Source organism: Rothia sp. 27098_8_27 (assembly GCF_041432805.1).
GTDB lineage: Bacteria > Actinomycetota > Actinomycetes > Actinomycetales > Micrococcaceae > Rothia > Rothia mucilaginosa.
Map to the genome: position 1 here is coordinate 315,625 of NZ_JAPWAJ010000001.1, position 24,951 is coordinate 340,575.

Here is a 24,951-nt window from a genome sequence, read left to right on the forward strand (position 1 = left end):
CAGGAAAGTAATCGAAAAATACGCACTCCAAAAGTGGCATGAAAGAGTGGAAAATTCTTTCGGCTAGTCCAGCACAAATGCGAACAATTAGCACGCCGGTGTAAGGTGTGGTGCTCCCCCAAAGTCCCTCCAAACAGCCCCGAAAAATTTTTTAAAAGTTTTTTGAGACCCGTAAAAACACCCCGAAATCACCGAAATATTACGGCAATACCGGGGTGCACGCCCTTCGCAGGCAGCGTCAGAGAAAAGCATCAAGTGAAGCTGCGACAGACCAGAACCGGAACGTCGCCTCGATTGAAAAGCCCCTTGTCAGGCCAATGCTTCTTAGCGCCCTTCGTGCTCTTCAGAGACCTCCGGGAGCAGCTCGCGGGTGACAGCATCGCCCAGTAGGCGGCCCTTGAGGGTTAGTCGCACGTGGGCTTCAGGGTCAGGTTCAGCTTGAGGACTCAAAGCATCAGGCTCAATCAGAGCTTGAGAAACCAACCAGCGCAGGGAGGCGCCCAGCTGCGCCTCATCGTGCACGGCGAGCAGCTCGCGCATCGCCAAGCCCTCACGCACACGGATCATGAGCATAATCGTCTCAAAAGCACGAGTGGCGGTGTCCAGCACCTCACGTGCCGCCGCCGGGGACTCCCCCGCACGCACCTTCTGCGCGTACGGCACCGGGTGCTTCACGTTCCACCAGCGGGTACCGTTCACGTGCGAGTGCGCGCCGGGGCCGATGCCCCACCAGTCCTGGTTGCGCCAGTAGGCGAGGTTGTGGTCACTGCGGGTGTCCTCGCTACGCGAGTAGTTGGACACCTCGTACCAGTTGTATCCGGCTTCGGTGAGTAGCTCCTCGGCGAGCAGGTACATGTCCGCCATGAGGTCTTCGTCGGGCATGGTGTATTCGCCGCGGCGGATCTGTGCGGCGAGCTTGGTGCCGTCCTCTACAATGAGCGAGTACGCGGAAATGTGGTCGGGTTCGTATGAGATTGCGGCGCGAACACTGCGCTCCCACTGGTGCAGGCTCTCCCCCGGCGAACCGTAAATCAGGTCCACGGACACCTGCAGGCCGACCTCCTTAGCCCAGGCGACGACCTTCGGTACGTTCGACGGCGTGTGGGTGCGGTCGAGTACCTGTAGCACCTCGGGGACGACGGACTGCATGCCGAAGGAGACGCGGGTGAAGCCGCCGTCCTTGAGGGTCTGCAGGTCTTCGCGGGTGACGGAGTCGGGGTTCGCTTCGGTGGTGACTTCTGCCCCTTCGACGAGGCCGAATACGTCGATGGCTGCCTGTAGGATGCGTACGAGGTCGCGGGCGGGCAGTTTGGTGGGGGTGCCGCCTCCGAAGAAGACGGTGTACATGGGGCGTTTTGCGATGCCGGATGCTTCGAGGGTGCGGGCGGCGAAGAGGATTTCTGCGATGGCGTCGTCGGCGTAGGTGCCGAGGCCGATGCCGTCGCCGAAGTCTTCGGTGGCGTAGGTGTTGAAGTCGCAGTAGCCGCAGCGTACGGAGCAGAAGGGGATGTGTACGTAGAGGCTGAAGTCGCGGGTTTCGCATCCTGCCGCGCTGGTGGCGGGGATGCGCCCGTCGCGGGGTGCGGGGGCGCCGGTGGGCTGGGCGGGCATTCTGCCTCCTGGAACTAGGTGTACGAGTAGTGAATCAAATAGGGGCACCGCGCATGCGGCTACGCGGGTAGCATCAGCGGGCGGGTAACATCAACAGACAGCGTGCAGAGAACCCGGCGGTACACGAGGCACCAGCCGGGTTCTCCACAATCAACAGGTCAGCACACAGCCGGAAAAGCTACAGCAGCGAAAGGCTACTTCTTCTTTTCCTTCTCCTCGCTCGAAGACAGTGCCGCAATGAAGGCTTCCTGAGGAACCTCCACACGACCGACCATCTTCATGCGCTTCTTGCCTTCCTTCTGCTTCTCCAGCAGCTTACGCTTACGCGAAATATCGCCACCGTAACACTTCGAAAGAACGTCCTTACGCATCGCGCGAATATTCTCGCGGGCAATAATACGCGAACCGATAGCCGCCTGAATCGGCACCTCAAACTGCTGGCGAGGAATCAGCTCACGTAGCTTAGAAGTCATCATCAGGCCGTACGAGTACGCCTTATCGCGGTGAGTAATGGCGCTGAACGCATCCACCTTCTCACCCTGCAGCAGGATGTCGACCTTCACCAGGTCAGCCTCTTCCTCACCGTCGAACTTCCAGTCCAGCGAGGCGTAGCCGCGGGTGCGGGACTTCAACTGATCGAAGAAGTCGAACACGATCTCTGCCAGGGGCAGGCGGTAACGCATCTCCACACGATCCTCGGACAGGTAATCCATGCCGCCGATCTGGCCGCGGCGAGCCTGGCACAGCTCCATAATCGCGCCAATGTACTCGCTCGGGGCAATAATCGTACACGCCACCATGGGCTCGCGAATCGTCGCGACCTTACCCTCGGGGAATTCGCTCGGATTGGTCACGCGCTTAGCGTTGCCAGCCTCATCCACCACATCATAAATAACGTTCGGCGCGGTCGAAATCAGGTCCAGGTTGAACTCGCGTTCCAGACGCTCACGCACAATCTCCAGGTGCAACAGACCCAGGAAGCCACAGCGGAAACCGAAGCCCAGAGCGGCAGAAGTCTCCGGCTCGTAAATCAGCGCGGCATCGTTGAGCTTCAGCTTATCCAGCGCGTCACGCAGCGCCGGGTAGTCCGAACCATCAATCGGGAACAGGCCAGAGAACACCATCGGCTTGGGATCCTCGTAACCACCCAGGGACTCCTGAGCAGGCTTCACGGCGGAGGTGACGGTATCACCCACACGGGACTGACGGACGTCCTTCACACCGGTAATGAGGTAACCCACCTCGCCCACGCCCAGGCCCTTCGAGGGGACAGGCTCAGGGGAAATCACGCCGATTTCAAGCAGGTCATGCTCAGCGCCGGTGGACATCATCTTAATCTTCTGACGCGGCTGCAGGCTACCGTCCACAACACGCACATAGGTGACCACACCGCGGTATGAGTCGTACACCGAGTCAAAAATCATGGCACGCGCCGGGGCGGATGCGTCACCCTGCGGGGCTGGAATCGCCTCCACAATACGGTCCAGCAGAGCCTCAACACCCTCACCGGTCTTACCCGATACGCGCAGAACCTCGTCCGGTTCGCAACCAATCAGGTTCGCCAGCTCCTCAGCGTACTTATCGGGCTGAGCCGCGGGAAGGTCAATCTTGTTCAGCACCGGGATGATGGTCAGGTCGTTCTCCATCGCCAGGTACAGGTTCGCCAGGGTCTGAGCCTCAATACCCTGGGCGGCGTCCACGAGCAGAAGCGCACCCTCACACGCAGCCAGGGAGCGGGACACCTCATAGGTGAAGTCCACGTGGCCGGGGGTGTCAATCATGTTCAGCGCGTAGGAGGTACCGTCAACATCCCAGGGCATGCGCACAGCCTGAGACTTAATGGTGATACCGCGTTCACGCTCAATGTCCATGCGGTCCAGGTACTGCGCCTTCATATCGCGCGGGGCAACCACGCCGGTGGCCTGCAGCATACGGTCTGCGAGGGTGGACTTACCGTGGTCAATGTGGGCGATAATGCAGAAGTTGCGAATAATCGCGGGGTCGGTCGCCGCCGGAACGGGCGGGTTCTTCGACATGGGTGCCAATCACATCATCCTTTCGAGATGCTGGCTGCGGGTATGGGCATAGTTACCTATCATTTTCCCATACCCGCGCCATATGTGCGAACGGACCTAGCGTTCCGAAGAATCCTCCGCAGAATCCGCACCATCATCGGCAGGATTTACGCCCTCGGAGGCGCCGCTGAGGGAATCCAGGTAGCCCTCAATATCCTCGGCAATCACCTCACCGGAGACAGTGCGCAGAGTCGAATCCATCTTCTGCTCAATCTCACGCACCAGCTCAACCTTCTCGTAGTCCTTCGCCATTTCTTCGGCGAGCTCCGCCTCCCACTCATCAGCGTGGGCGCGCAGGCGGTCGTACTCCTCAGACTCGACCTTAATACCGAGGATGACTTCCAGAGCCTCGATCAGGCTCACGACCGCGCGCGGGTTCTGCTGGTCAAAGCTCAGATACCCCGGGATGCTCATACGCAACATGACCGAGGAACGCAGGCCGTGCTCGGCGGCGAGCGCAGACATCGCCATCGTCACCGAGGTAGAACCGGTGTAGTCCTCGTGCAGAATACCGGGGATCGCCGCCAGCTTCTCGTCGTGAGTGGTCAGCGTGTACGGGTACGGGCGGGTGTGCGCCACCTCATCCTCGAAGGTCTCAACGAAGATCGCGTGGTCCACGTGGAGCTTCTTCACGTACTTGAAGAAGCGGGTCATGAACCGCCGCAGGCACAGGCTGGGAGCGGGGCCGGTCACCACGAGCAGGCGCAGGCGACGCTCCGGGATAGTGACCATGTTGTAGAACATCTTGGGCCACACCAGAACCGTGGAATCGGAGTCGTCGCTGTTCTGCAGCTGCGGGGCGACGGAACCATAGTCGTAGAAGTCGTCCATGTCGAAGCCGGGGCTCTCATCGCACGGGTCGAACGCGCGGTGAATCACGTCGAGGGCGTCCTCACCGTTGCCCGGGGGTTCCTTCGCGGAGTTGAAGCCGACCAGCATGACGGTCGTGTAGTTGTCCTCCTCGGAGGACTCGCCCAGGCCCAGCTTGCCGAGCAGTCCCTTCTTCGTGGGCTGTTCGGTGGAGGCGGGCTTGGCGAAAGCGTCAAAAAGTCGGGCGGGAGGGAAGTTCGGCTGGCTCATCGTTGTCCTTAGCTCGTGGTCGGTTCACCGGGTACATGGGGGTGTATGGAAAGTTCCCGGTAAACCATCGGTGGTTGTGTAGTGGGTGGTGTTGTAAAAAATATGTTCTATATTCGGTTATGCCGCCCAAAACCCCGGGCGGAAGGGGAAACTATGTTAGAAAGGCAGAAGCGCCAAATCGTATGGAGTGCCAGCATAAACATCCGGCAACTCACCATTAGCTACCTTCTCACGATACAAAAGGGTTACTTCGCTATCGTCGAAGGGGAATTCCTTAGCTTCATACCTACGCTTAATCTCTGCCAGACCCCACTCATACTCGGCACCGGGGCGTGCCGCCGGAGCATTAAAATAACGCCCGTTCAACTCAGCACGCATCCACCCCTCCGGAGTATTTACGTCAAACGTGGGCTTTGTAAAATCGAACGGGGCACGCCAATACTCAGGGTCTTCACGATAATCGTAAGCTTCTTCTGTGGTCTCGTTACTCATGGGGAACTTCCTGATAATATGCAAAAATGTGTGCCCACACCGGCACTATGTGCGACGCCGCTTAGGGCGCTCGTGATAGGCACGGGCGGTGTGCGGTACCGCCGGTAGTTCCCACTATACGGGCTTCCACGCGACCCGCAAGCGGTTTCGTCACCGGGCGGGCACCTCCCCGAAATATGTGCCATAAAACCACAGCATGCGGGCATAGCAAAAGGCACCCCGCCACTTAGCAGGATGCCTTTCACAAAAGTTATGAGGAGCTAACCGGTGGTGCCCCCGATGTCTTCTAGACCGAAGCATAAAGCCGCGGCCGCCCGAGCGTTATTGCCGCACCAATAGGTGAGGCTCAGGGTTTCAGAGGGGTCGTTTAACTCCTTAACCCCAACTATACACGAAAAAGAAACCCCCTGCGTTCCCCTTAGAGGAGGGGGAACACAGGGGGTCTCTGCCCTTAAACCAGAGAGGTACTCACGTACCCCGCAAGTTTTAGAAAGCCTTGTTTACCAGCGCAGCAAGACCGGACTTCTTGTTTGCAGCGGTCTTCTTGTGCAGAACACCCTTGGAAACAGCCTTGTCCAGCTTACGGTTCACAAAACGCAGAGCCTCAACAGCGGCTTCCTTGTTCTGTGCCTCAACAGCAGCCTTGACCTTGCGGGTCGCGGTCTTCAGCTCGGACTTTACAATGTTGTTGCGCAGGCGAGCCTTCTCGTTGGTGAGGATACGCTTCTTCTGAGACTTAATGTTAGCCACAATTAAACTTTCTGTTTTGTCTTATTGGTCGGTGAGGGCGACGCTGGCCGATCATCGACTGAGCGGCGTGGGGATGCCTATGGCAACCGGCCAGCAGTGCCCGATGACCATCGGACACTCAACCACACATAATACCAGATGAACAGCCTCCACGACAGACCCCCGCGGAGAGAAAAATACTGTGAAAACCGCTACATGCAGCCTCCACATCCGGCGCAGATAATCGGCACCGGTCGCCGGTGAAACTACCGGCACAGGACGTTAGCCGTTATGGCGAGTCCACGCACGCTCAATCAGGCGGAACGTATCCTCCGGCATAATCGCACCCTCACGGCGCATCGAATCCGGGCGAACACGAATCACACGGTTCAGCTTCACCTCAGAAGCGCGGCCCTGCGGATCCCACGGACCCGAACCAATATCAAGGTAGTTCGAATCGGCGTGCTCACGGTTATTGTGGTCCTTGCTGGTCATCATCAGCGCCAGCAGGTACTCACCGTCACGACCCACCAGGATCACCGGGCGGTCCTTACCCTGCGAGTGGTCCTCCTCGAAGGGAACCCACGTCCACACGATTTCACCCGGGTCAGCGTCGCCGTCCAGGGAGGGCGAGTACTCAAAGTTGATCATGTCGCGGTAATCGCCCGGGTAATCCGAACCGTCGGATGCGCCGGTCGAAGCCGGTGCGGAAGGCTTAGGTGCCGAGGACTTTACCGAGGAAGACTTCGGGGCGCTCGGCTTAGGCGCCGAAGAGCCGGAGGTACGAGCCTCACCCTGACGAGAATCATCCTTGTGGGATTCGCTCTTCTGGGAGGACTCGGAGTCACCCTTAGACGCAGTAGCGTCGTTGAGGGCATCCTCTGCCGCCTTCTGCAGGAAGGGCAGCAGGGCAAAGAAAATTTTCTTCAGAATTTCGAGCATGGGCTCTATTATGCACTACAGGCGCGGAGGTAGAGCAATCGCCAAAACAGCCTGCTCCACCGCATACACGGCGTCCTGCGACTCGCCCTTCAGCTGCGCGTCCGCATCAGCCAGAAGCTGCACAATATGCGCCAACTGGGCGCCGGTAAAACGGCGGCCGTCACGCTGAGCCTGCTCAACCTGCCACGGTGACATACCCACCTCACGCGCCAGCTCGTTAGCGCTCATACGCACGTGGTGCACGCGCGCAATATTGCGGATGCGCATGGCGAGCGCACCCAGCATCGGAATCGGCTCCGTACCGGTGGCAAGGGAGTGGCGGAGCAGACGCAGAGCCTCCGGGGCGTTACCGGAAATCGCGGCGTCACTCACGCGGAACGCGGTGACTTCGGTGCGGCCGCCGTAGTAGCGGTTCACCGCCTCCTCGGTGATTTCGCCGGGTACGTCTGAGAGCAGCTGCTGGCATGCGGCGGCAAGCTCCGCAGTGTCGGAGGCGGAGGCAGTCAGCAACGCCAGAGCGCCACCGGTAATGGGGCGCTGAGCGGCGGCAAATTCTCCCGCCAAGAACTCGCTCTTCTCACGGTCGGTCTTGAGCGCCTTGCAGTTAATGAGCACGAACTGGGAGCGCACCAGGTCGATGAGCTTCTTGCCGCGGTTACCGCCCGAGTGGTTCAGAATGAGCATGATGTCCGGCTCGGGGGCGTTCAGGTAAGCGAGCGTATCGGTCAAAAACTCGTCACTCATGGAGGCTACGTTCTCAACCTCAATGATCTTCGCCGAACCAAACAGAGAGGGCGAAGCGTGCAGAATCAGCTCCCCCGCCGTGTAGGTGGCGGCGTTAATCTGAACGCGGTCCACCTCCGGGTGGATGCTGCGGAACAGCTCACGCAGGCGTGCCGCAGCGCGGGAGGCGAAGTACTCCTCCGGGCCGTAGAGCATGACGGCGGGTGCCGGGGTGACGGTACGCCACGCGGTGTCGAGGGCGGGGCCGCCTCGGCGGGCGTAGCCTCGGGAACCGCCACGCTGGGTTGAACGCTTACGCTCGGACACGCTTATCACTCGCCTTTATCTGCAGGGTACGGGCTGAACTCGGCCCCGCTGCGCACGGGGTGCTGCGCGGGTAGAGTCTCGAGTATCCATCATAGCGTTTTCTTCTCAGATGCCTCCTAGCGGTGGTTAGGGGTAGTCGGTCAGGGTTAGTCGGTTAAGACCGGGCGGGCTGATTAGGGCGCTGATAGGAGGGCGCGGTTTGCGGTACCACCCGCAAATACTGCCGGTGCGTGACCGCACGGTAGCGGCGCGCATCCACCCACCAGAGGGCAACGCTCAACGCCAGCACGCAGAGGGCGCTACACACCACCGCCGGCACGTTCGAACCGGGCTCCCACGGGTTACCCGGCGCGTGCGCGGCAGTGTGTGCCGCCCACTCGATGCCCTGCGCGGCAAGACCACCGGCACGCAGGCACAGATCCGCCGCAGTGGGCAGACCCAGGAGCATGAATCCGAGCGCAACCAGCCCGGCGAGCATACTCAGCGGCGCCAAAGGAGCCGCAACCAGGTTCGCAGGAACCGAGTAGAGCGGCACCTTACCGCTCATCGCCAAAATCAGCGGAGTGCACCACAGGGACGCCACGATTGGCGCGGCGAGCATTTCCGCGCAGAACACCGGCATGACGCGCATGAGCAGACGAATCAGCGGCGGGCCCAGCAGAATCAACGCGGAGGTCGCCGTCACCGACAGGGCGAACCCCATATCCACGGCGAGGTGCGGGGCGGCAAGCAGACACATCAGCACCGTTGTTTGCAGCGCCGCCAAAGACTGGCGACCCGAACCGCGCAGCATCGCGTAAGCACCGAGCAGGCCCATGGCGAGGGAACGAATCACGGAACCCTCAGAGTCCAGCAGCATGGCGTAGGCGAGCACCGCCGCAACCCCGCACAGCACCATGACGCGGTGCGGAATGGCGAAGGTGCTCAGCCGGTACACGAGCGGCGGCAGGGCGTGGGCATTTGGCGGGGTAGGTTGTTGGGGCTGGGCGGGATTCCGGGGGTACGCGGGGCGGCGAGAACGAGCCGCGCCTCTCCCCCGCAACCGCTGCATCCAGGAACGGAATAGCAGGTATGCGCTGGCGAGGCGGTACGGGCGAACCGCCAACACCAGCCGGTACGCACCCAAAAACACAATGGCAATATTCGCCCCGGACACCGCCGTAATATGGCTGAGCCCGCTGAGCTTATACTCCTCCCGCGCGGTGGAACTCATCAGCGAATCGTCCCCGTAGGCGGTACCCAAAACCAGCGCCGCCGACTCCGTGCCGAGAGTGTCCAAGGCGCGGGTGCGCAGCTGCTCCTTGAGCTTGGACAGGTACGGCTCCGCCGCCGTCCGGGTGACAGCGTTCGATCCGGCACCGTAGGCGGGCGCAGGAAAAATAGTCGCGCCGCTCAGCTTCGCCGTGGAACCGTTGAATTCCACCGTGCCGAGGGCGGTCACCTTCATGCCTGGATAAATCGCCTGCGAGCGCACGGTGCCGCTCCCCTGTTGTTGAGTCGCCGAACTCGCCGCCGAACGTGCCTCCAGACGCTGCGCGGCGCTCTTCGCCGAACCGTCACGCCGGTACACACGCACCCGCTCATTCACCAGCGCACGCACGCTCCGCCCCTGAATTTCCTCCAGCTTAATAACCACCAGAGTAGTACGCGGATCCACGCGGCGAACCTGCTCCACCGTGCCATTCAGACGAAGCGAAGCACCCTGCGCCTGCTGCAGGGTGGCGCGGGATGCATCCACCCCCGTAGCGCACAAAAGCACCGCCTGAACCGTCACGATACACGCCAGAAAAACCAGCTGACCGGTCGTGCGAAAGAGCAGGCTGTAGGGCATCACCGCACGCGGCGGAAAGAACAACAGAATCGCCAGGCACCCCAGCAGAGCAATGAGCACGCACGCCAGCGGATGCACCACCCGCCACGTGCCCACGGTCAGCGCCGCCGCGGTAAAAGCCCACAGCGCCAGCACCGTAAAACTCAGGCGAAGGTCCAGGTGAATGAGGCTTCCCTGGGCGCGCAGCTCCTGGTCATCACGGCGGGTACGCCACCGCTCAGCGCCGATGCTCCAGCGGTAGCGGGCACGGTCATACGCCGTAGCCGCAGACCGGATGAGGCGCGAGGAGCCGGGAAAGAGCTCCCCTGTCTGCCACGCGCGCTTTTGCGGTGCGCTGGGTTTTTGCAGTGCAGCAGGCTTTCGCGCAGATGCCTGCTTGCCTCGCGAAGGGCGCCCCTGCGGCGTAGGCTCCCGGCGGTTCCATGCAAGCATTAGACCGTCACCAGCGGACGCAGGTTCTCCAGCATCGACGGGCCGATACCGGGCACCGCATCCAGCTCATCCACGCTGCGGAAACCGCCGTGCGCCTCACGCCAAGCAATAATGCGCTGAGCCATCGCCGGGCCAATACGCGGCAGGCTCTGCAACTCCTCAGCGGTGGCGGTGTTAATGTTCACCGGAGTTGAGCCCTTCTGTGCGCTCCCCGAAGCGGTCAGCGTGCGCGCAGGCTGAGGCTGCGTGCCACCCTGCGAAGCGCCGTTCTGCGCTGCACCATTCGCCGCGTTAGCCTGACCCGCATTCGCCGTGCCACCGTTGGGCTGAATCTGCGCCGGAGCAGCCGTCTCACCGCGATGCGGCACATAAATCTGCACCCCGTCACTCAGCGCACCGGCAAGGTTCACACGGTCCAGGTCAGCATCCGCTGCGGCACCGGAGGCGGCGGCAATCGCATCCACGGCGCGGCCCTGCGCGGGCAGGGTGTACACGCCGGGGTTGTTTACGGCACCCGCCACGTGCACCCGCACGGTAGCCTCACCGGAGGCGCCACCCTGCGCGGATTCACTCGGGTTAGCACTCGGCTGGGCGGTCGACTGGGTGCCGGGGCTCTGCTGGGCACCCACCGCCTGCACCGACTCAGCGGAAGCACTCGGGGAGGCAAACTGCTCGGCACGCGGCGCCGCCGAAAACTGGGTCACACCCCACACCACGGCAACCAGCGCCAACACCGCCACGAGAAGCAGCACGCGCGGCGACAAGCCCCAACGGGTACTGCGGGTGGTGCCGGGCTGATCGGCCTGCTCCCATTCCGCCCAGTCGTCCACTTCGTTCCAGTCGGGCTGCTGGTCCCAGTCAGCCCAGCCGTTCGACTCCGGGCGGGATGCCTCGGGCTGGCTAGTGCCGGACTGGCTGGTAGGTGCGGGCTGGTTAGTCTTGGGCTGAGAGGTTTCACCCTGCGACGCCTCGGTATCTGTCTCCACCGGCGTTACCTCAGTTGAGATTGCCAGCGGCACTGTGTCCTCAGCATCCGGCGCACCGTTCTTGCGGGCGCGCGGGCTACGGTAGAGGCTGTTCATCAGGGAGCGGGCGCTACGCTGCGCGCCGCCCTGCTGGGGTGCGTTGTCTTGCGCTGCGCCGTTGTTCGGCACAGCGCTCGGGCTCTGCAGGTGGTTCTGCTCGTGGTTGGGGGTCATGCTCGTCATACCCCTACCCTAGGCTCACGCGCGCGAACGCACGAGCGCGAACAAAGAACCTGTGGATAACTCCCCTCGTACAGCGAGAAAGAAGCCATCCACAGGCTCATTTTTGAAAAATATGCGGTTTTTATTCAAAAACGGCGGGTTCGGGTTTGTCATAAAACCGTCACAAACACCTCAGCCACACACCTAGCCACACGCGCAGTCAGCCCCGCGCAAGACCAGAATTTAGTCCTCGCCTAGTCCTCGCGCGGCAGCTCAGTACCCGGAACGCCCAGCTCCGAAGCACGCTTATCAGCCATCACCAGCAGACGGCGAATACGGCCCGCAATCGCGTCCTTCGTCATCGGCGGATCAGCCAGACGACCCAGCTCATCCAACGACGCGTGCTTATGCAGCACACGCAGCTCACCGGCATAGCGCAGATGATCCGGCGCCTCATGACCCAGAATCTGCAGGGCACGCTCCACGCGGGCGCTCGCCGCAACAGCCGCCTGGGCGCTACGGCGCAGGTTCGCATCATCAAAATTCGCAAGGCGGTTCGCGGTCGCACGAACCTCCTTGCGGGTGCGCGCCTCACGCCACGTGGTCAGGGTGCCAGTCGCACCCATACGCTCCAACAGCTGCGAAATGGTCTCGCCGTCACGGACCACCACGCGGTCGGTGCCGCGCACCTCACGTGCCTTCGCGATAATGTCCAGGCGACGAGCCGCACCCACCAGCGCGAGCGCCGCCTCCGGGCCGGGGCAGGTAATCTCCAGTGAGGAGGAACGACCCGGCTCAGTCAGCGAACCGTGCGCCAGGAACGCACCGCGCATGACCGCCTCGGCGTCCTGCAGGGAGCCGTTCACCACGGCCGGCGGCAGGCCACGCACCGGGCGACCACGCAAATCCAGCAGACCGGTCTGGCGAGCCAGCGCCTCGCCGCCGTGATCCACACGCACAATGTAGCGGCCGCCTCGACGCAGGCCACCACCGCTGACGCTGGTCAGCTCAGAGTCGTGGCCGTAAATCTCCGCGATGGTGCGGCGCATGCGGTGGGCGGTTGCCTCGTGGTCGACCTCAGACTCCACCACGATTCGCCCCGAGACAATGTGCAGGCCTCCGGTAAAACGCAGAATCGTAGAGATTTCTGCCTTACGAGCAGAGACTTTCGTTGCCTCGTAGTTGGCGAGTTCGTCCTTGACGAGCGTGGTTAATGCCATGAACAGGTCCTTCTAGGCGTAGTGTTTAAAGTCTATAAATTCGGTAAAAAGGGCACACCAAAATAGCAGCCGCAACGGTGATTCTAGGAGCTCAGCTCAAACGCTTCGTTATACGCAGCCGCAAGCTTCAGCGGGTCGTGCACATTCGGCTGGGCGCTCGAACGCAGATGCGCCCACACAACCTTCGCACCCATCGCAGAAGCCTCACGCTCCAGCTCGGAACGGTGATCAGCCTGCATGTCAGCGTCAGCAATCACCGCGTCAAGGTGAAGCTTCGGGGCGTACTGGCGCAACAAATCCAAGTGCGTTGCCGGGGTGAAGCCGACCGTCTCCTTATCGTCGGAGAGGTTCATGACCACGCAGCGGCGCGCCTCCGTGCGGATAATCGCCTCACGCTGAGCATCCAACAGCAGATGCGGCAGAACCGACGTACGCCACGAACCCGGACCCAAAACAATCCAGTCGGATTCTTCAATAGCGGAGAGCGCCTCCGGGCAGGGGCGAGCATTCTCAGGGGTCAGACCAATATCGTGAACCCGTTCCTCCTTCGAGAGGTTCACCTGGCCGACCACCTTCACACGCTCAATACCGCCACCGTTATGCTCACGCAACACAGTGCCATAAATAACCATCGGGTCCAGCGCCATCGGCAGCACGCGACCGCGTGCATTCAGCAGGGCACCCGCCCAGTCCAGGCCGGCAACCGGGTCATCCAGCAGCTGCCAGAGAGTAGCAATCAGCAGGTTACCGAGAGCATGGTAATCCAGCGGGAACTCACCCTCGTAACCCTCGGGCGCGCTAAAACGATGCTGCATCACATCACGCCACGTGCGACCCCAATCGGTGTCATCACACAGCGCAGAAAGCGCCATACGCAAATCTCCGGGAGGGAGAATACCCATCTCCTCACGCAAACGACCCGACGAACCGCCATCGTCAGCAACCGTCACAACAGCCGTCAAATCAGGCGTGACGTGGCGCAGCGCAGACAGGGAACCGTACAGCCCGTGGCCGCCGCCCATCGCCGTGACCTTCGGCGAACGGTGCGTGGTCTTCAACAGGCGCAACGCCTGAGTCGGCAGAGCCGGCAGGCGCGGAATACCCTGAGTGTCATAACTGGTCGAATGGGTGGACATAGTAATACCTCACATACCCGGAAGGAATGGTATGCCGGCCCCACGGTGTGCGGGGCCGGACGGCGGCTAATGAATCACGACGCGGTGGTTGGGACGCGCCGGGCGGAACTTACTCGCGGCCCTTGTCGCGGTGCTGAACATTCACGTTCAGCTCACCGAAAGCAGAGAGACGACGAGCCAGTTCTTCCGTCACAGCCACGGAACGATGCTTACCACCGGTGCAGCCAATTGCGATGGTGGCGTAGTACTTACCCTCACGGCGGTAGCCCTCAAGCACGGGACGAAGAGCCGCAAGGTAGTTGCTGATGAACTCCTCGGTGCCTGCGTGCTCCAGCACGTAGTCGCGTACCGGGGCGTCCTGACCGGTCAGGGGGCGCAGCTCCGGAACCCAGTGCGGGTTCGGGATGAAACGCATATCAGCCATGTAATTAGCGTCCGACGGCGCACCGTACTTGAAGCCGAAGCTCATCACGGTCAGGTTCAGCTTCTTATCCGCACCCTCAGCGAACATTTCACGCACGGTACGAGCCAGCTCATGAACGTTCATGCCGGTGGTGTCAATGGTGCGGTCAGAAGCGAGGCGCAGACCTTCAAAGAGAGTGCGTTCAGCGCGGATACCGTCGAGGACGCGGCCCTCACCCTGCAACGGGTGCGGGCGGCGCTGAGCCTCGTAGCGGGCAATAATGGTCTCGTCCTTGGCGTCAAGGAAGAGCATGGAGAAGTCAATATCGGACTTGCGCAAAGTCTCAATCGCAGCGGGAAGATCGGAGAACAGTGCGCGGGCGCGAACGTCAATGCCGAGCGCCACCTTCGGAACTCGCGCACCGTCACGGGTCACCAGCTCAGCCAGGGAACCGAGCATCTGCGGCGGGATGTTATCGATAACGTACCAGCCCTCATCCTCCAGTACGTTTGCGACGGTGCTACGGCCTGCACCAGAAATACCGGTGATCACCAGAATCTGAGGGCGCTCCTCACTCTGTGCGGACTGTACCGTGGCGGGCTTGCTCTGATTCTCGGGCATGGTGCTTCTTCCCCTTCAACGCGAAATACTCTCTATGCCATGATACAAGACCTTTATCTGACGGTTCAGGGGTACGGTCAGAAATTTCACCACTATGACAGAAATATGAGACGCTCCCCCGGCGAACCCCGGAAGGAACCCCAGAAGAAAGAAACCCGCATCACAAGTGCTTGCACATAATGCTCCCCCAAGGGAGTCTACAAAAAGCGGCGGTCTACAGAAAGAGGCGGGCGGCAGAGCCGTAAGGGTACAGCAAAGCCCGCACGATACCTCCCCAGGAAATACCGCACGGGCTCCACACTATAAACACTGCGAACTATAAACACTCCGAAACTTTACGCGGATGCGCCAGGTTGCCTTAGGCAGAAAGCTCAGGCAGGAAAGCCGCCACATGCTCCAGCAGACGCACCGACAGTTCCTTCTTCGAACCGGAGAACACCGGCGCCTCATCATTCAGAGTCGACAGCAGCGTAATCGTGTTATCGTCCGTGCCGAAACCACGATTCACACCCACCGTATTGACCGCCAAGAAGTCCGTACCCTTACGCTGCAGCTTCTCACGACCCAGCTCCAACGGAGTCTTCTCCGCCGAACCGGTCTCCGCCGCAAAACCAACAATGAGCTTCGGGCCGAGGGTGCTCTCCCCCGCCTCACGAGCCTGCTGGCGGCGCACCACGACCTCACGCAGAATATCCGGGTTGCGCACCAGCTGAATCACCGGCGCATCCTCAGAATCGGCGCTCTTCTTAATCTTGAACTCGGCAAACTCGGCGGGCCTAAAATCAGCCACCGCCGCAGACATGATCAGCACATCCGCCGCCGCGCTCGCCTCAAGGGTCGCCTCACGCAGCTCCAGGGCGCTCACCACGCGGGTCACCTGCACACCCTCCGGCGCAGGAACCTCAAGGTTCGCACCAATCAGGTGCACGGTCGCGCCCAGGTCGCGTGCCGCCTCCGCGAGCGCCACGCCCTGCTTGCCGGTCGAACGGTTGCCGAGGAAGCGTACCGGGTCCAGCGCCTCACGGGTGCCGCCAGCGGTAATGACCACGAGGCGACCAGCCAGAGGACCACGCAGCGATTCGGATGCGCCAGTTGCCTGGCTGTGTTCACCCTGGCCTGCATCAACCTGCCCCAGCAGTGCCGAGGTCAGCGTCGCCGCACGCGCCGCCGCCATACGCTCCTGCTCCGTGCCCGTGTACAGGGGCTCAGTCGGCGCGTAACCGGGCGTGTACACCGGGTGCACCTGACCCTTCGGGAAGCGCGCAATCACGTCCAGTGCGACCGCGAAAATATCCTCCGGCTCAGGCATGCGACCCGGACCAGAATCCGGGCCCGTCAAACGCCCAATCGCTGGCTCAATCACATGATAACCCCACGAACGCAGCGTCTGCACATTCGCCTGAGTCGCCGGATGCTCCCACATCTGAGTGTGCATCGCCGGCGCCAAAATCACCGGGGCGTGCGTCGTCAACACCGTAGAGGACAGCAGATCATCCGCACGACCAGCCGCCAAACGAGCCAGCAAATCAGCGGTCGCCGGGGCAATCACCACAGCGTCAGCCTGCTCGGCCTGACGCACGTGGTTCACCTCCGGCACGCGGTCAAACACATCCGTTGAGACGGGGTTGCCGCTCAGCGCCTCCAGGGTGGGAACACCCACGAACTTCGTCGCGTTCGGGGTGGGCATGGCGATCACCTCGTCGCCATTCTTCGCAAAAAGACGAAGGAGCATCGCCGCCTTATACGCAGCAATGCCCCCTCCAATACCAACGATAATGCGCATGGTACGTCAAAGAATCCTTGTAGAAGCAGATTACTCAGCGGACTCGTCGAGGATAACCTCTTCGATAGCAATAACCTCTTCGCTACCTGCGGGGATGTACTCCTCCTCGATAGCGCCAGAGAACTCAGCCGCGCTGAAATCAATCACAGCGGACAGATCCTCGGGAATCGGGTAGCCGTCCTCGTCGAACTTAGCGTCCGGGCGGTGCTCCGCCACAACACGGTCAGCAATGATTTCACGCATTGCCACCGACAGGGACTTCTCGTTCGACTCAGCGTCAACCAGCGGGCCAACGTGCGCAGCAGTATTGTCCTGCAGGTTAGCGTAGTACGCGTTAATCTGGCGTGCACGGCGGGCACCGAAAATCACCAGGCCGTACTTGGACTCCGCCTTCTCAATCAGCGCGTCAGCGCTGGGGCTCACGATGCCCTCGGGAGCGACACCGTCAACGAAGTTGTAGTCCTCGTGTTCCTTGATTTCGTTTGCCACTAAAAACTCCAAATAGCTTGATGGAATGTACGTACCGACCACCCCCGTACACCGTTCGCGCTATGGCGCAAACCGGGCGCACTGAGGGCACGGTCAAAACTAAAGAACTATTCTACCCTCTCAACGGCTAAAACGCACGTACCAGCCTGGACAAAAGGTGTCAGCCTATATAAAAAGGTGGGGGCCCGAAGAAAACTCTTCGAAACCCCCACCTTTCACAACGCCTCGCGGCAGAACTACAGGTCGGAAGAAACTCTAGCCCCACCGCAAACGCAAAGCATGCAGATTAGGCGGCGCCAATCAGCTCAGCAATCTCCTTCGCCGCACGCTCAACAGAGTCGTTGACGACCGTGACGTCAAATTCCTTCTCAGCAGCCAACTCAACCTTCGCGGTTTCAAGGCGACGAGCTTGCTCCTGCTCACTCTCGGTACCTCGACCCACCAGACGCGACACCAGCTCATCCCAGCTCGGAGGAGCCAAGAAAATCAGGCGAGCATCAGGCATGGTCTCGCGAATCTGGCGAGCACCCTGCAGGTCAATCTCAAGAATCACCGGGCGGCCAGCGTCCAGAGCCTCCTGGACCTTAGCGCGCGGAGTACCGTACTTGTTCTTACCGTGTACCACAGCGTACTCAAGCATCTGACCGTCAGCAATCATCTGGTCAAACTCTTCCATCGAAACGAAATAGTAGTGAGTACCGTCAACCTCACCGGGGCGAGGATCACGAGTAGTAGCGGAAACAGAGAACCACACGTTCGGGTAGTTCTCACGAATGTACTGGCACACCGTACCCTTGCCAACAGCAGTGGGGCCAGCCAGTACGGTGAGAGTCGGCTGAGACATAGCTTCCTTACTGCGCCTTCATCGGCTGAAGGCACGATGTGTTAGGACTGAGAAGACTCGGAAGACTGACCAGCAGTCTTACGACGTGCACGGTTCAAATACCGCGAATTACGGTTGAAGTACTCCACCATCTTGCGACGCTGGTGTACACCCAGGCCGCCAAGGCGGCGAGTCGGTGCAATATGAAGTTCTTCAATGATGCGTTCAGCGCGAACGGCACCAATGCCCGGAAGTGCGCGCAGCATCTGCCCCACCGGCATTTTAGCCAGTGCAGGGTCGGAATCGACCATATCGAGCACCTGACGCACGGAAAGTTCACGTTCACTCAGTGCACGCTTAATTTCCTGGCGGTGTGCTCGGGCAAGTACTGCCTTCTCGCGGGCGGAGGCGCGCGCATCCTCAGTTAGCGGAGTCAGCGGCATGGTTGGGTCCCCCATTTCTGCGAGTTATAGAATTTTACTTATCAACTAATGTAACACGGATAGCACGAGAACCCTCGTTCCACCCGCGGCACTCACCCTCGCACCAACAATGCGTCTACGCACGTCAGCACGTAAATATCAGGGAGTACCTCTATAGCATAGCGGAGTATTCGCCCTATCAAAAGCGGAACCGCGGGCGTGAGTCTTGACGGAAACACACTCCCCCACTACAGAGGTGAGCAAACTTGCATCGGCGCGAGCGGGCGGCGGCAAAATTATGCATGCGGATGTACCGAAAAAATGCGATAAAACAGGCACACACAGGGGGTATGCAAAAGGGGCGCGCACCCCGAGCAGACCCTCAACAGAATCCACCCGGAGCACACGCCCCTCACGCAACACGCGAACTATGCGCCGCGGGCCGCCAGCAGGTCATCACGAGCCGCCTGCGCAGCCTGCGCCAAACCCTCAACCGACGGGCCAGCAGCAAGCACGCCACGGCTGGAATTCACCAGCACCTGCGACTCAACACCCGCAAACACGCGGTACAAATCAGCCGCCGAAGCGCCCTGCGCACCATAACCCGGCGACAGAATCGGGCCGTTGAACACGCTCAGGTCAATACCCAAATCAACCAGCGCCTGACCAACGGTCGCGCCAACCACCAGGCCGCACGGGCCCATCTGCTCCCACTGGCGGGAAGCATTCTCAGCGGTAGCCGCAGCGATAATACGCTTAGCCACAGCGCCCCCAGACTCACCGGGATGACCAGACTCCGACGCGCCCACGTGCTGAACGCTCCTACCCTCGGGGTTCGAGGTCAACGCCAACACGAACGTGCCGCGGTCATTCTCATCAGCCAAATCCAGCGCCGGACGCAGCGACTCAAAACCCAGATACGGGCTCAAAGTCACCGAATCGGTACCCAGCGGCGAAGACGAGCCGAGCCACGCATCCGCGTACGCCTTCATGGTCGAACCGATATCGCCGCGCTTAGCGTCAGCAACAATCAGCACACCATCAGCGGCAGCGCGGGCAAACAGCGCCTCCAGCACAGCAAGACCAGCCGAACCGTGACGCTCAAACAGCGCCACCTGAGGCTTCAACGCCGCCGCAAACGGGGCGCAACCCTCATAGACCGCCTCAGTAAAAGCAGCCAGACCGGCAGCAGAATCCTCAAGACCCCACTGCTCCAGCAGGTTCGGATGCGGGTCAATACCCACACACAGCGGGCCGCGCTCCGCCATCGCCTTCGCCAGACGATCACCAAAAGCAGCGGACATTACGCCTCGCCACCCTCAGAACGAGCATCCACAGCGGCAGCCAGCTGAACGCCGTGCTCCTGCAGGCTCATGATGTCCCAGCTGTGCTCACGCAGAGCGTTAATCGCCTGAACAGCCGCAGCGAACTCAGAAATGGTAGTCATGACCGGGCAACCCACCGAAACCGCAGCGGCACGAATCTCGTAACCATCGCTACGAGCAGCACCACCGGCAGGGGTGTTCAGAATCAGGTCAATATCACCATTGCGGACCATATCCACAATCGAGTGGTCGCCATTCGCCTCAGCGAACTTCGAAGCCACAATCACCGAGTTCAAGCCGTTACGGCGCAGAATCTCAGCGGTACCACCGGTCGAAACGATCTCAAAGCCCAGCGACTCCAGCATCTTCGCGTAAATAATGACGTTACGCTTATCGTGGTTAGCCACCGAAATGAACACCTTACCGGAGGTCGGCAACGGCGAACCAGCACCAGCCTGAGCCTTCGCGAACGCGGTGTCATAGTGCTTATCCAGACCCATGACCTCACCGGTCGAACGCATCTCCGGGCTCAGCAGCGAATCCACCACAACACCCTCGGGAGTGCGGAAACGAGCGAACGGCAGAACCGCAGCCTTCACAGCAATCGCGGTCTCCTCAGGCAGGGATGCGCCATCCATGTTCGACGGCAGGTAGCCCTCAGCCTTCAGCTCAGCAATGCTCTTACCCAGACCAATCAGCACAGCAGCCTTAGCCATCTGCACGCCGGTAGCCTTCGACACGAACGGAACAGTACGAGACGCACGCGGGTTCGCCTCAATCACGTACAGGTTCTCAGACACGTACGCGAACTGAATGTTAATCAGGCCGCGCACACCGGTGCCGCGAGCAATCTTCTCGGTAGCGTCCTTCACCTTCGCGATGATATCCGGGCCGAGAGTAATCGGAGGCAGAGTACAGGAAGAGTCACCCGAGTGAATACCGGCTTCCTCAATGTGCTCCATGACGCCGCCCAAGTACAGCTCCTCGCCGTCGAACAGGGCGTCAACGTCAATCTCGATAGCGTCCTCAAGGAACTTATCAATCAGAGCAGGCTGCGAAGGCGAAACCTCGGTAGCGTTCTCCAGGTAGCGTGCCAGGTTCGCCTCATCGTAGACGATCTCCATGCCACGGCCGCCCAGCACGTACGAAGGACGAACCAGAACCGGGTAACCAATCTCGTCAGCGATGCGCTTAGCACCCTCGAAAGTGAACGCGGTACCGTTCTTGGGCGAAATCAGGCCGCCCTCCTCCAGCACGCGGGAGAACTCGCCGCGGTCCTCGGCCAGGTCAATAGCCTCGGGGGTGGTGCCCAGAATCGGCACGCCCGCATCCTTCAGGGCACGAGCCAGCTTCAGCGGGGTCTGACCGCCCAGCTGAACGAACACGCCCATCAGACCGCCGGTACGACGCTCCGACTCAACAATCTCAAGCACATCCTCAAGGGTGAGCGGCTCAAAGTACAGGCGAGTCGAAATATCGTAGTCAGTCGAAACAGTCTCAGGGTTGCAGTTGACCATGACGGTCTCGTAACCGAGCGAGCGCAGCACCAGCGAAGCGTGCACACAGGAGTAGTCAAACTCGATACCCTGACCGATACGGTTCGGGCCCGAACCCAGAATCATAATCGAGGGCTTCTCGTGGTGCGCAACCTCATCCTCCAGGTCGTAGGAGGAGTAGTGGTACGGAGTGAACGCCTCAAACTCGGCTGCACAGGTGTCAACAGTCTTGAAGACCGGGCGGATACCCAGAGCGTGGCGAACACCGCGCACAACATCCTCAGAAGAGCCGATAATCTCAGCAATCTGAGCGTCCGAGAAACCGTGACGCTTAGCCAGCTTCAAAGTCTCCGGGTCAAGGTTGTCACGCTTAGCGTGAACCACGCCGGCAACCTCATTCAGCAGCACCAGCTGATCCAGGAACCACGGGTCAATCTTGGTAGCCTCGTGCAGCTGCTCCACGGTAGCACCGGCCAGCAGGGCCTGCTGCACCTGGTAGATACGCTGGGTGGTCGGAACCTTAGTCTTCTCAATCAGCTCGGCCAGCTCAGCCTCAGAGAGGTTCAGCGGCTTGAACGAGAAGGACGCACCCTTCTGCTCCAGCGAACGCATCGCCTTCTGCAGAGCCTCAGTGAAGTTACGGCCCAGAGCCATAGCCTCGCCAACACTCTTCATGGTGGTGGTCAGGGTCGGGTCAGCAGCCGGGAACTTCTCAAACGCGAAGCGCGGAACCTTTACGACCACGTAGTCGAGGGTCGGTTCGAAGGACGCCGGGGTCTTCTGGGTGATATCGTTCGGAATCTCATCCAGGGTGTAACCCAGGGACAGCTTGGTCGCAATCTTCGCAATCGGGAAGCCGGTAGCCTTCGACGCGAGCGCCGAGGAACGAGACACGCGCGGGTTCATCTCAATGACGATGATGCGGCCGGTCTTCGGGTCAATCGCGAACTGGATGTTACAACCACCGGTGTCCACGCCAACCTCACGAATCACGTTGATCGCGATGTCGCGCAGCTTCTGGAACTCACGGTCGGTCAGGGTCAGTGCGGGTGCCACGGTGATGGAGTCACCGGTGTGCACGCCCACGGGGTCGAAGTTTTCGATGGAGCAGACGACCACGACGTTGTCGTTGGTGTCACGCATCATCTCCAGCTCGTATTCCTTCCAGCCGAGGATGGACTCCTCCAGCAGGACCTCGCTGGTCGGCGAGTACTGAATACCGGCGCCAGCAATACGGTAGAGGTCTTCCTCGTTGTACGCCATACCCGAGCCGAGACCACCCATGGTGAAGGAGGGGCGGACCACCATCGGGTAGCCCAGCTCCTTAGCGGCTTCCAGCGCCTCCGGCATGGAGTGAACAATCACCGAGCGTGCAGACTCACCGCCGGCGCGCTCCACCACGCCCTTGAATGCTTCACGGTCCTCACCGAGGTTAATCGCCTCAATGTTCGCGCCGATCAGCTCAACATTGTACTTGGCGAGCACGCCGCGCTCATCCAGGGAGATAGCCGCGTTCAGCGCGGTCTGACCACCCAGGGTCGGCAGGATTGCGTCCGGCTTTTCCTTCTCGATGATCTTCTCAATCACCTCGGGGGTGATGGGTTCAATGTAGGTGGCGTCCGCGAACTCGGGGTCGGTCATGATGGTTGCCGGGTTCGAGTTCACGAGGATGACGCGCACGCCCTCCTCCTTCAGCACGCGCAGCGCCTGAGTGCCGGAGTAGTCAAATTCCGCTGCCTGACCGATGACGATGGGGCCGGAACCGATGACGAGGACGCTATTAAGGTCAGTACGACGAGGCATTTATGCTTCCTTTGCAGTCTTGGTTGCGACCATCAGGTCGATGAAACGGTCAAAGAGGTAGGCGGAATCGTGCGGGCCCGCAGCAGCCTCGGGGTGGTACTGCACGGAGAACGCGGGGATGTCCTTACAGGTCAGGCCCTCAACCACGTTGTCGTTCAGACCCACGTGGGAGACCATGACCTGACCGAACTCGGCGTTCGGTGCGGTCACGTAGTCGCCAATCGGCGCGTCCACAGCGAAGCCGTGGTTCTGCGCGGTGATTTCAACCTTGCCGGTGGTCTTATCCATGACCGGCTGGTTGATGCCGCGGTGGCCGAAGGGCAGCTTGTAGGTGCCGAAACCCAGGGCGCGGCCGAGTAGCTGGTTACCGAAGCAGATGCCGAAGAACGGGGTGCCCTTACGCAGCACGCCCTGTAGCAGCTCAACCTGCTCGTCAGCGGTTGCCGGGTCACCGGGGCCGTTGGAGAAGAACACGCCGTCGGGGTTGTGGGAGTAGATGTCCTCGAGGGTTGCGCTTGCGGGCAGCACGTGCACGCGCACGCCACGCTCAGCGAAACGCTGCGGGGTCATCGACTTAATGCCCAGGTCCAGGGCGACAACGGTTGCGACCGGGGGTGCGAACCAGTTGAACTGGTGCGGCTCAACGGTGTAGGCGGTATCAACCGAAACGGAGTCAGCGAGCTTACGGCCAGCCATCGGCTCGGAGGCGCGCACCTCCTCCAGCAGTTCAGCTTCGGGGCGTTCTGCGTGCTCACCGGAGAACACGCCCGCACGCATCGAACCGCTCGAACGCAGGCGGCGGGTCAGGGCGCGAGTGTCAATGCCCTGAATACCGACGATGCCCTGCTCGATGAGCTCTTCGTCGAGGGTGCGCTCAGAACGCCAGTTGGATGCCACACGTGCTGCGTCGCGAACCACGTAGCCGGCAACCCAAATCTTGCGGGACTCAGCGTCGGTGGTGTTCACGCCGGTGTTGCCGATATGGGGAGCGGTCTGAACCACAATCTGACCCGCGTAGGAGGGGTCGGTCAGGGTTTCCTGGTAGCCGGTCATACCGGTCGAGAAAACCGCCTCGCCCAGGGACGCGCCGGTTGCGCCGTAGCCGTAGCCGCGGTAGACGGTGCCGTCCTCCAGGACGAGCAGCGCGCGGTCCGTACGCAGGGCGCCGGATCGTGTCATGTCAGTCATGCTCTTCTTCCTTTTCTCTGGTGTTCTCCCCCGCTTCCTGTACGGCCTCTACCGTGCAGGTTCCGGGGTAGTCTATGGTGCCTTCGGCGGGTGTTCGCCTGACCTCAGGCAAAATCTATGGGTGTGGGTGCGCAGGGATATTACACCGGGATTTAGGCTTCCGGTTCTGCCGTCCACTTCTCGGGCGCATCCACCGCGTTCGGGGCGATGCGGCGCAGCTCCCGCAGTACCGCCTGCTTATCCTCGGCGTAGCGGGTGCGGAATCCGGTCTGCACGCGGTGACCGTCCAGGGTCCAACCAATCACGACCAGGCCGTTCTTCTCCACAACCTTGCCTGCCATACCGCGGTCAGTGGTGATGACAGCGAGCTTCTTCGCCGGAATCCACAGGTCCTTCGCGCCGTTACGGGTGAAGATGATGCTGTCCGGGTAAATCAGCAGGGTGGACTTGCTCTTGAAGCCGAGCGAATCGAAACCCACACGGTCCAGCCAGTTACCGAAAATCGTGGTGCTGACGTACTCGCCCTCAAAAGCGGCGTCAGCGGTCATGCCCTCGTAGCGTTCGGGAACTTCCTTGAGGGAGCCGAACATGTTCGCCTGGCGTGCCAGACGCGAGCGCCATCCGTGCCACATGCCGTAGATGCACAGGGCGACCAGGGCGATGCAGATGACGGCGGTCAGGAACTTTCCCACGAAGGTTCTCTCTTTCGGTTGGGGGTCTCGGTCGATGATCTCGGCCTGGGTTGGTGAGGTTGGGGGCGGTGCTCCCGGCGAGGCGGTGGCAGGCGTGAACCTACCACCGCCAGGCACGGTC

The 24,951-nt window shown here is 61.0% G+C and carries 20 protein-coding genes; all 20 read right to left on the bottom strand.

From position 1 onward, the window contains the following. Nucleotides 1-324 precede the first annotated feature (324 nt). The 20 genes from hemW to O3675_RS01290 all read right to left on the bottom strand — a co-directional run bounded on the left by hemW (nt 325) and on the right by O3675_RS01290 (nt 24,830). On the bottom strand, nt 325-1,611 hold the full coding sequence (hemW, locus tag O3675_RS01195; protein WP_371570411.1) for a radical SAM family heme chaperone HemW: 1,287 nt from the start codon (nt 1,609-1,611) through the stop codon (nt 325-327). Between the two features lie 194 nt (nt 1,612-1,805). Next, complete coding sequence (gene lepA, locus O3675_RS01200) at nt 1,806-3,647, bottom strand: translation elongation factor 4 (RefSeq protein WP_371570998.1); 1,842 nt, start codon at nt 3,645-3,647, stop codon at nt 1,806-1,808. 96 nt (nt 3,648-3,743) lie between these two features. Beyond that, nucleotides 3,744-4,766 carry a PAC2 family protein gene (locus tag O3675_RS01205; RefSeq protein WP_371570414.1) on the bottom strand — a complete coding sequence of 341 codons (1,023 nt, stop codon included), beginning with the start codon at nt 4,764-4,766 and terminating at the stop codon, nt 3,744-3,746. A 156-nt stretch (nt 4,767-4,922) separates the two neighbouring features. Beyond that, complete coding sequence (locus tag O3675_RS01210) at nt 4,923-5,258, bottom strand: hypothetical protein (protein ID WP_371570416.1); 336 nt, start codon at nt 5,256-5,258, stop codon at nt 4,923-4,925. Nucleotides 5,259-5,744: 486 nt separating this feature from the next. Beyond that, complete coding sequence (rpsT, locus tag O3675_RS01215) at nt 5,745-6,008, bottom strand: 30S ribosomal protein S20 (protein WP_049349792.1); 264 nt, start codon at nt 6,006-6,008, stop codon at nt 5,745-5,747. Between the two features lie 261 nt (nt 6,009-6,269). Further along, nucleotides 6,270-6,929, bottom strand: coding sequence for a type II toxin-antitoxin system PemK/MazF family toxin (locus tag O3675_RS01220; protein WP_371570419.1), 660 nt, complete (start codon nt 6,927-6,929; stop codon nt 6,270-6,272). A gap of 15 nt (nt 6,930-6,944) precedes the next feature. Next, entirely contained in the window at nt 6,945-7,979 is a 1,035-nt protein-coding gene (holA, locus tag O3675_RS01225; RefSeq protein ID WP_296704071.1) for a DNA polymerase III subunit delta, read from the bottom strand. Nucleotides 7,980-8,133: 154 nt separating this feature from the next. Beyond that, nucleotides 8,134-10,242 (bottom strand): ComEC/Rec2 family competence protein, encoded by a 2,109-nt coding sequence (locus O3675_RS01230; RefSeq protein WP_371570422.1) that lies wholly within the window; start codon nt 10,240-10,242, stop codon nt 8,134-8,136. Further along, nucleotides 10,242-11,450, bottom strand: a complete 1,209-nt coding sequence (locus O3675_RS01235; protein WP_070738465.1) for a ComEA family DNA-binding protein — start codon at nt 11,448-11,450, stop codon at nt 10,242-10,244. The genes O3675_RS01230 and O3675_RS01235 overlap by 1 nt, the downstream gene beginning before the upstream one ends. Nucleotides 11,451-11,683: 233 nt before the next feature. After that, nucleotides 11,684-12,649 (bottom strand): DNA-binding protein WhiA, encoded by a 966-nt coding sequence (gene whiA / locus O3675_RS01240; RefSeq protein ID WP_005505961.1) that lies wholly within the window; start codon nt 12,647-12,649, stop codon nt 11,684-11,686. Nucleotides 12,650-12,732: 83 nt separating this feature from the next. Beyond that, a complete protein-coding gene (gene yvcK / locus O3675_RS01245) occupies nt 12,733-13,785 on the bottom strand; it encodes a uridine diphosphate-N-acetylglucosamine-binding protein YvcK (RefSeq protein ID WP_049337428.1) in 1,053 nt (350 codons plus the stop codon). A 109-nt stretch (nt 13,786-13,894) separates the two neighbouring features. Continuing rightward, nucleotides 13,895-14,809, bottom strand: coding sequence for an RNase adapter RapZ (gene rapZ / locus O3675_RS01250; RefSeq protein WP_005505957.1), 915 nt, complete (start codon nt 14,807-14,809; stop codon nt 13,895-13,897). 358 nt (nt 14,810-15,167) lie between these two features. Beyond that, on the bottom strand, nt 15,168-16,592 hold the full coding sequence (locus O3675_RS01255; RefSeq protein ID WP_371570426.1) for a bifunctional phosphopantothenoylcysteine decarboxylase/phosphopantothenate synthase: 1,425 nt from the start codon (nt 16,590-16,592) through the stop codon (nt 15,168-15,170). Nucleotides 16,593-16,622: 30 nt separating this feature from the next. After that, nucleotides 16,623-17,081: a DNA-directed RNA polymerase subunit omega gene (gene rpoZ, locus O3675_RS01260; RefSeq protein ID WP_044150418.1), complete on the bottom strand. Its 459-nt coding sequence runs from the start codon at nt 17,079-17,081 to the stop codon at nt 16,623-16,625. A 286-nt stretch (nt 17,082-17,367) separates the two neighbouring features. Continuing rightward, entirely contained in the window at nt 17,368-17,925 is a 558-nt protein-coding gene (gene gmk, locus O3675_RS01265; RefSeq protein ID WP_005505951.1) for a guanylate kinase, read from the bottom strand. A gap of 41 nt (nt 17,926-17,966) precedes the next feature. Next, a complete protein-coding gene (mihF, locus tag O3675_RS01270) occupies nt 17,967-18,347 on the bottom strand; it encodes an integration host factor, actinobacterial type (RefSeq protein WP_005508715.1) in 381 nt (126 codons plus the stop codon). Nucleotides 18,348-18,754: 407 nt separating this feature from the next. Then, on the bottom strand, nt 18,755-19,630 hold the full coding sequence (gene pyrF / locus O3675_RS01275; protein WP_371570429.1) for an orotidine-5'-phosphate decarboxylase: 876 nt from the start codon (nt 19,628-19,630) through the stop codon (nt 18,755-18,757). Next, nucleotides 19,630-22,950, bottom strand: a complete 3,321-nt coding sequence (gene carB / locus O3675_RS01280; RefSeq protein ID WP_314608400.1) for a carbamoyl-phosphate synthase large subunit — start codon at nt 22,948-22,950, stop codon at nt 19,630-19,632. The genes pyrF and carB overlap by 1 nt, the downstream gene beginning before the upstream one ends. Beyond that, a complete protein-coding gene (gene carA / locus O3675_RS01285) occupies nt 22,951-24,138 on the bottom strand; it encodes a glutamine-hydrolyzing carbamoyl-phosphate synthase small subunit (protein WP_070847729.1) in 1,188 nt (395 codons plus the stop codon). A 152-nt stretch (nt 24,139-24,290) separates the two neighbouring features. Beyond that, nucleotides 24,291-24,830 carry a hypothetical protein gene (locus tag O3675_RS01290; RefSeq protein WP_005505942.1) on the bottom strand — a complete coding sequence of 180 codons (540 nt, stop codon included), beginning with the start codon at nt 24,828-24,830 and terminating at the stop codon, nt 24,291-24,293. Nucleotides 24,831-24,951: the final 121 nt, after the last annotated feature.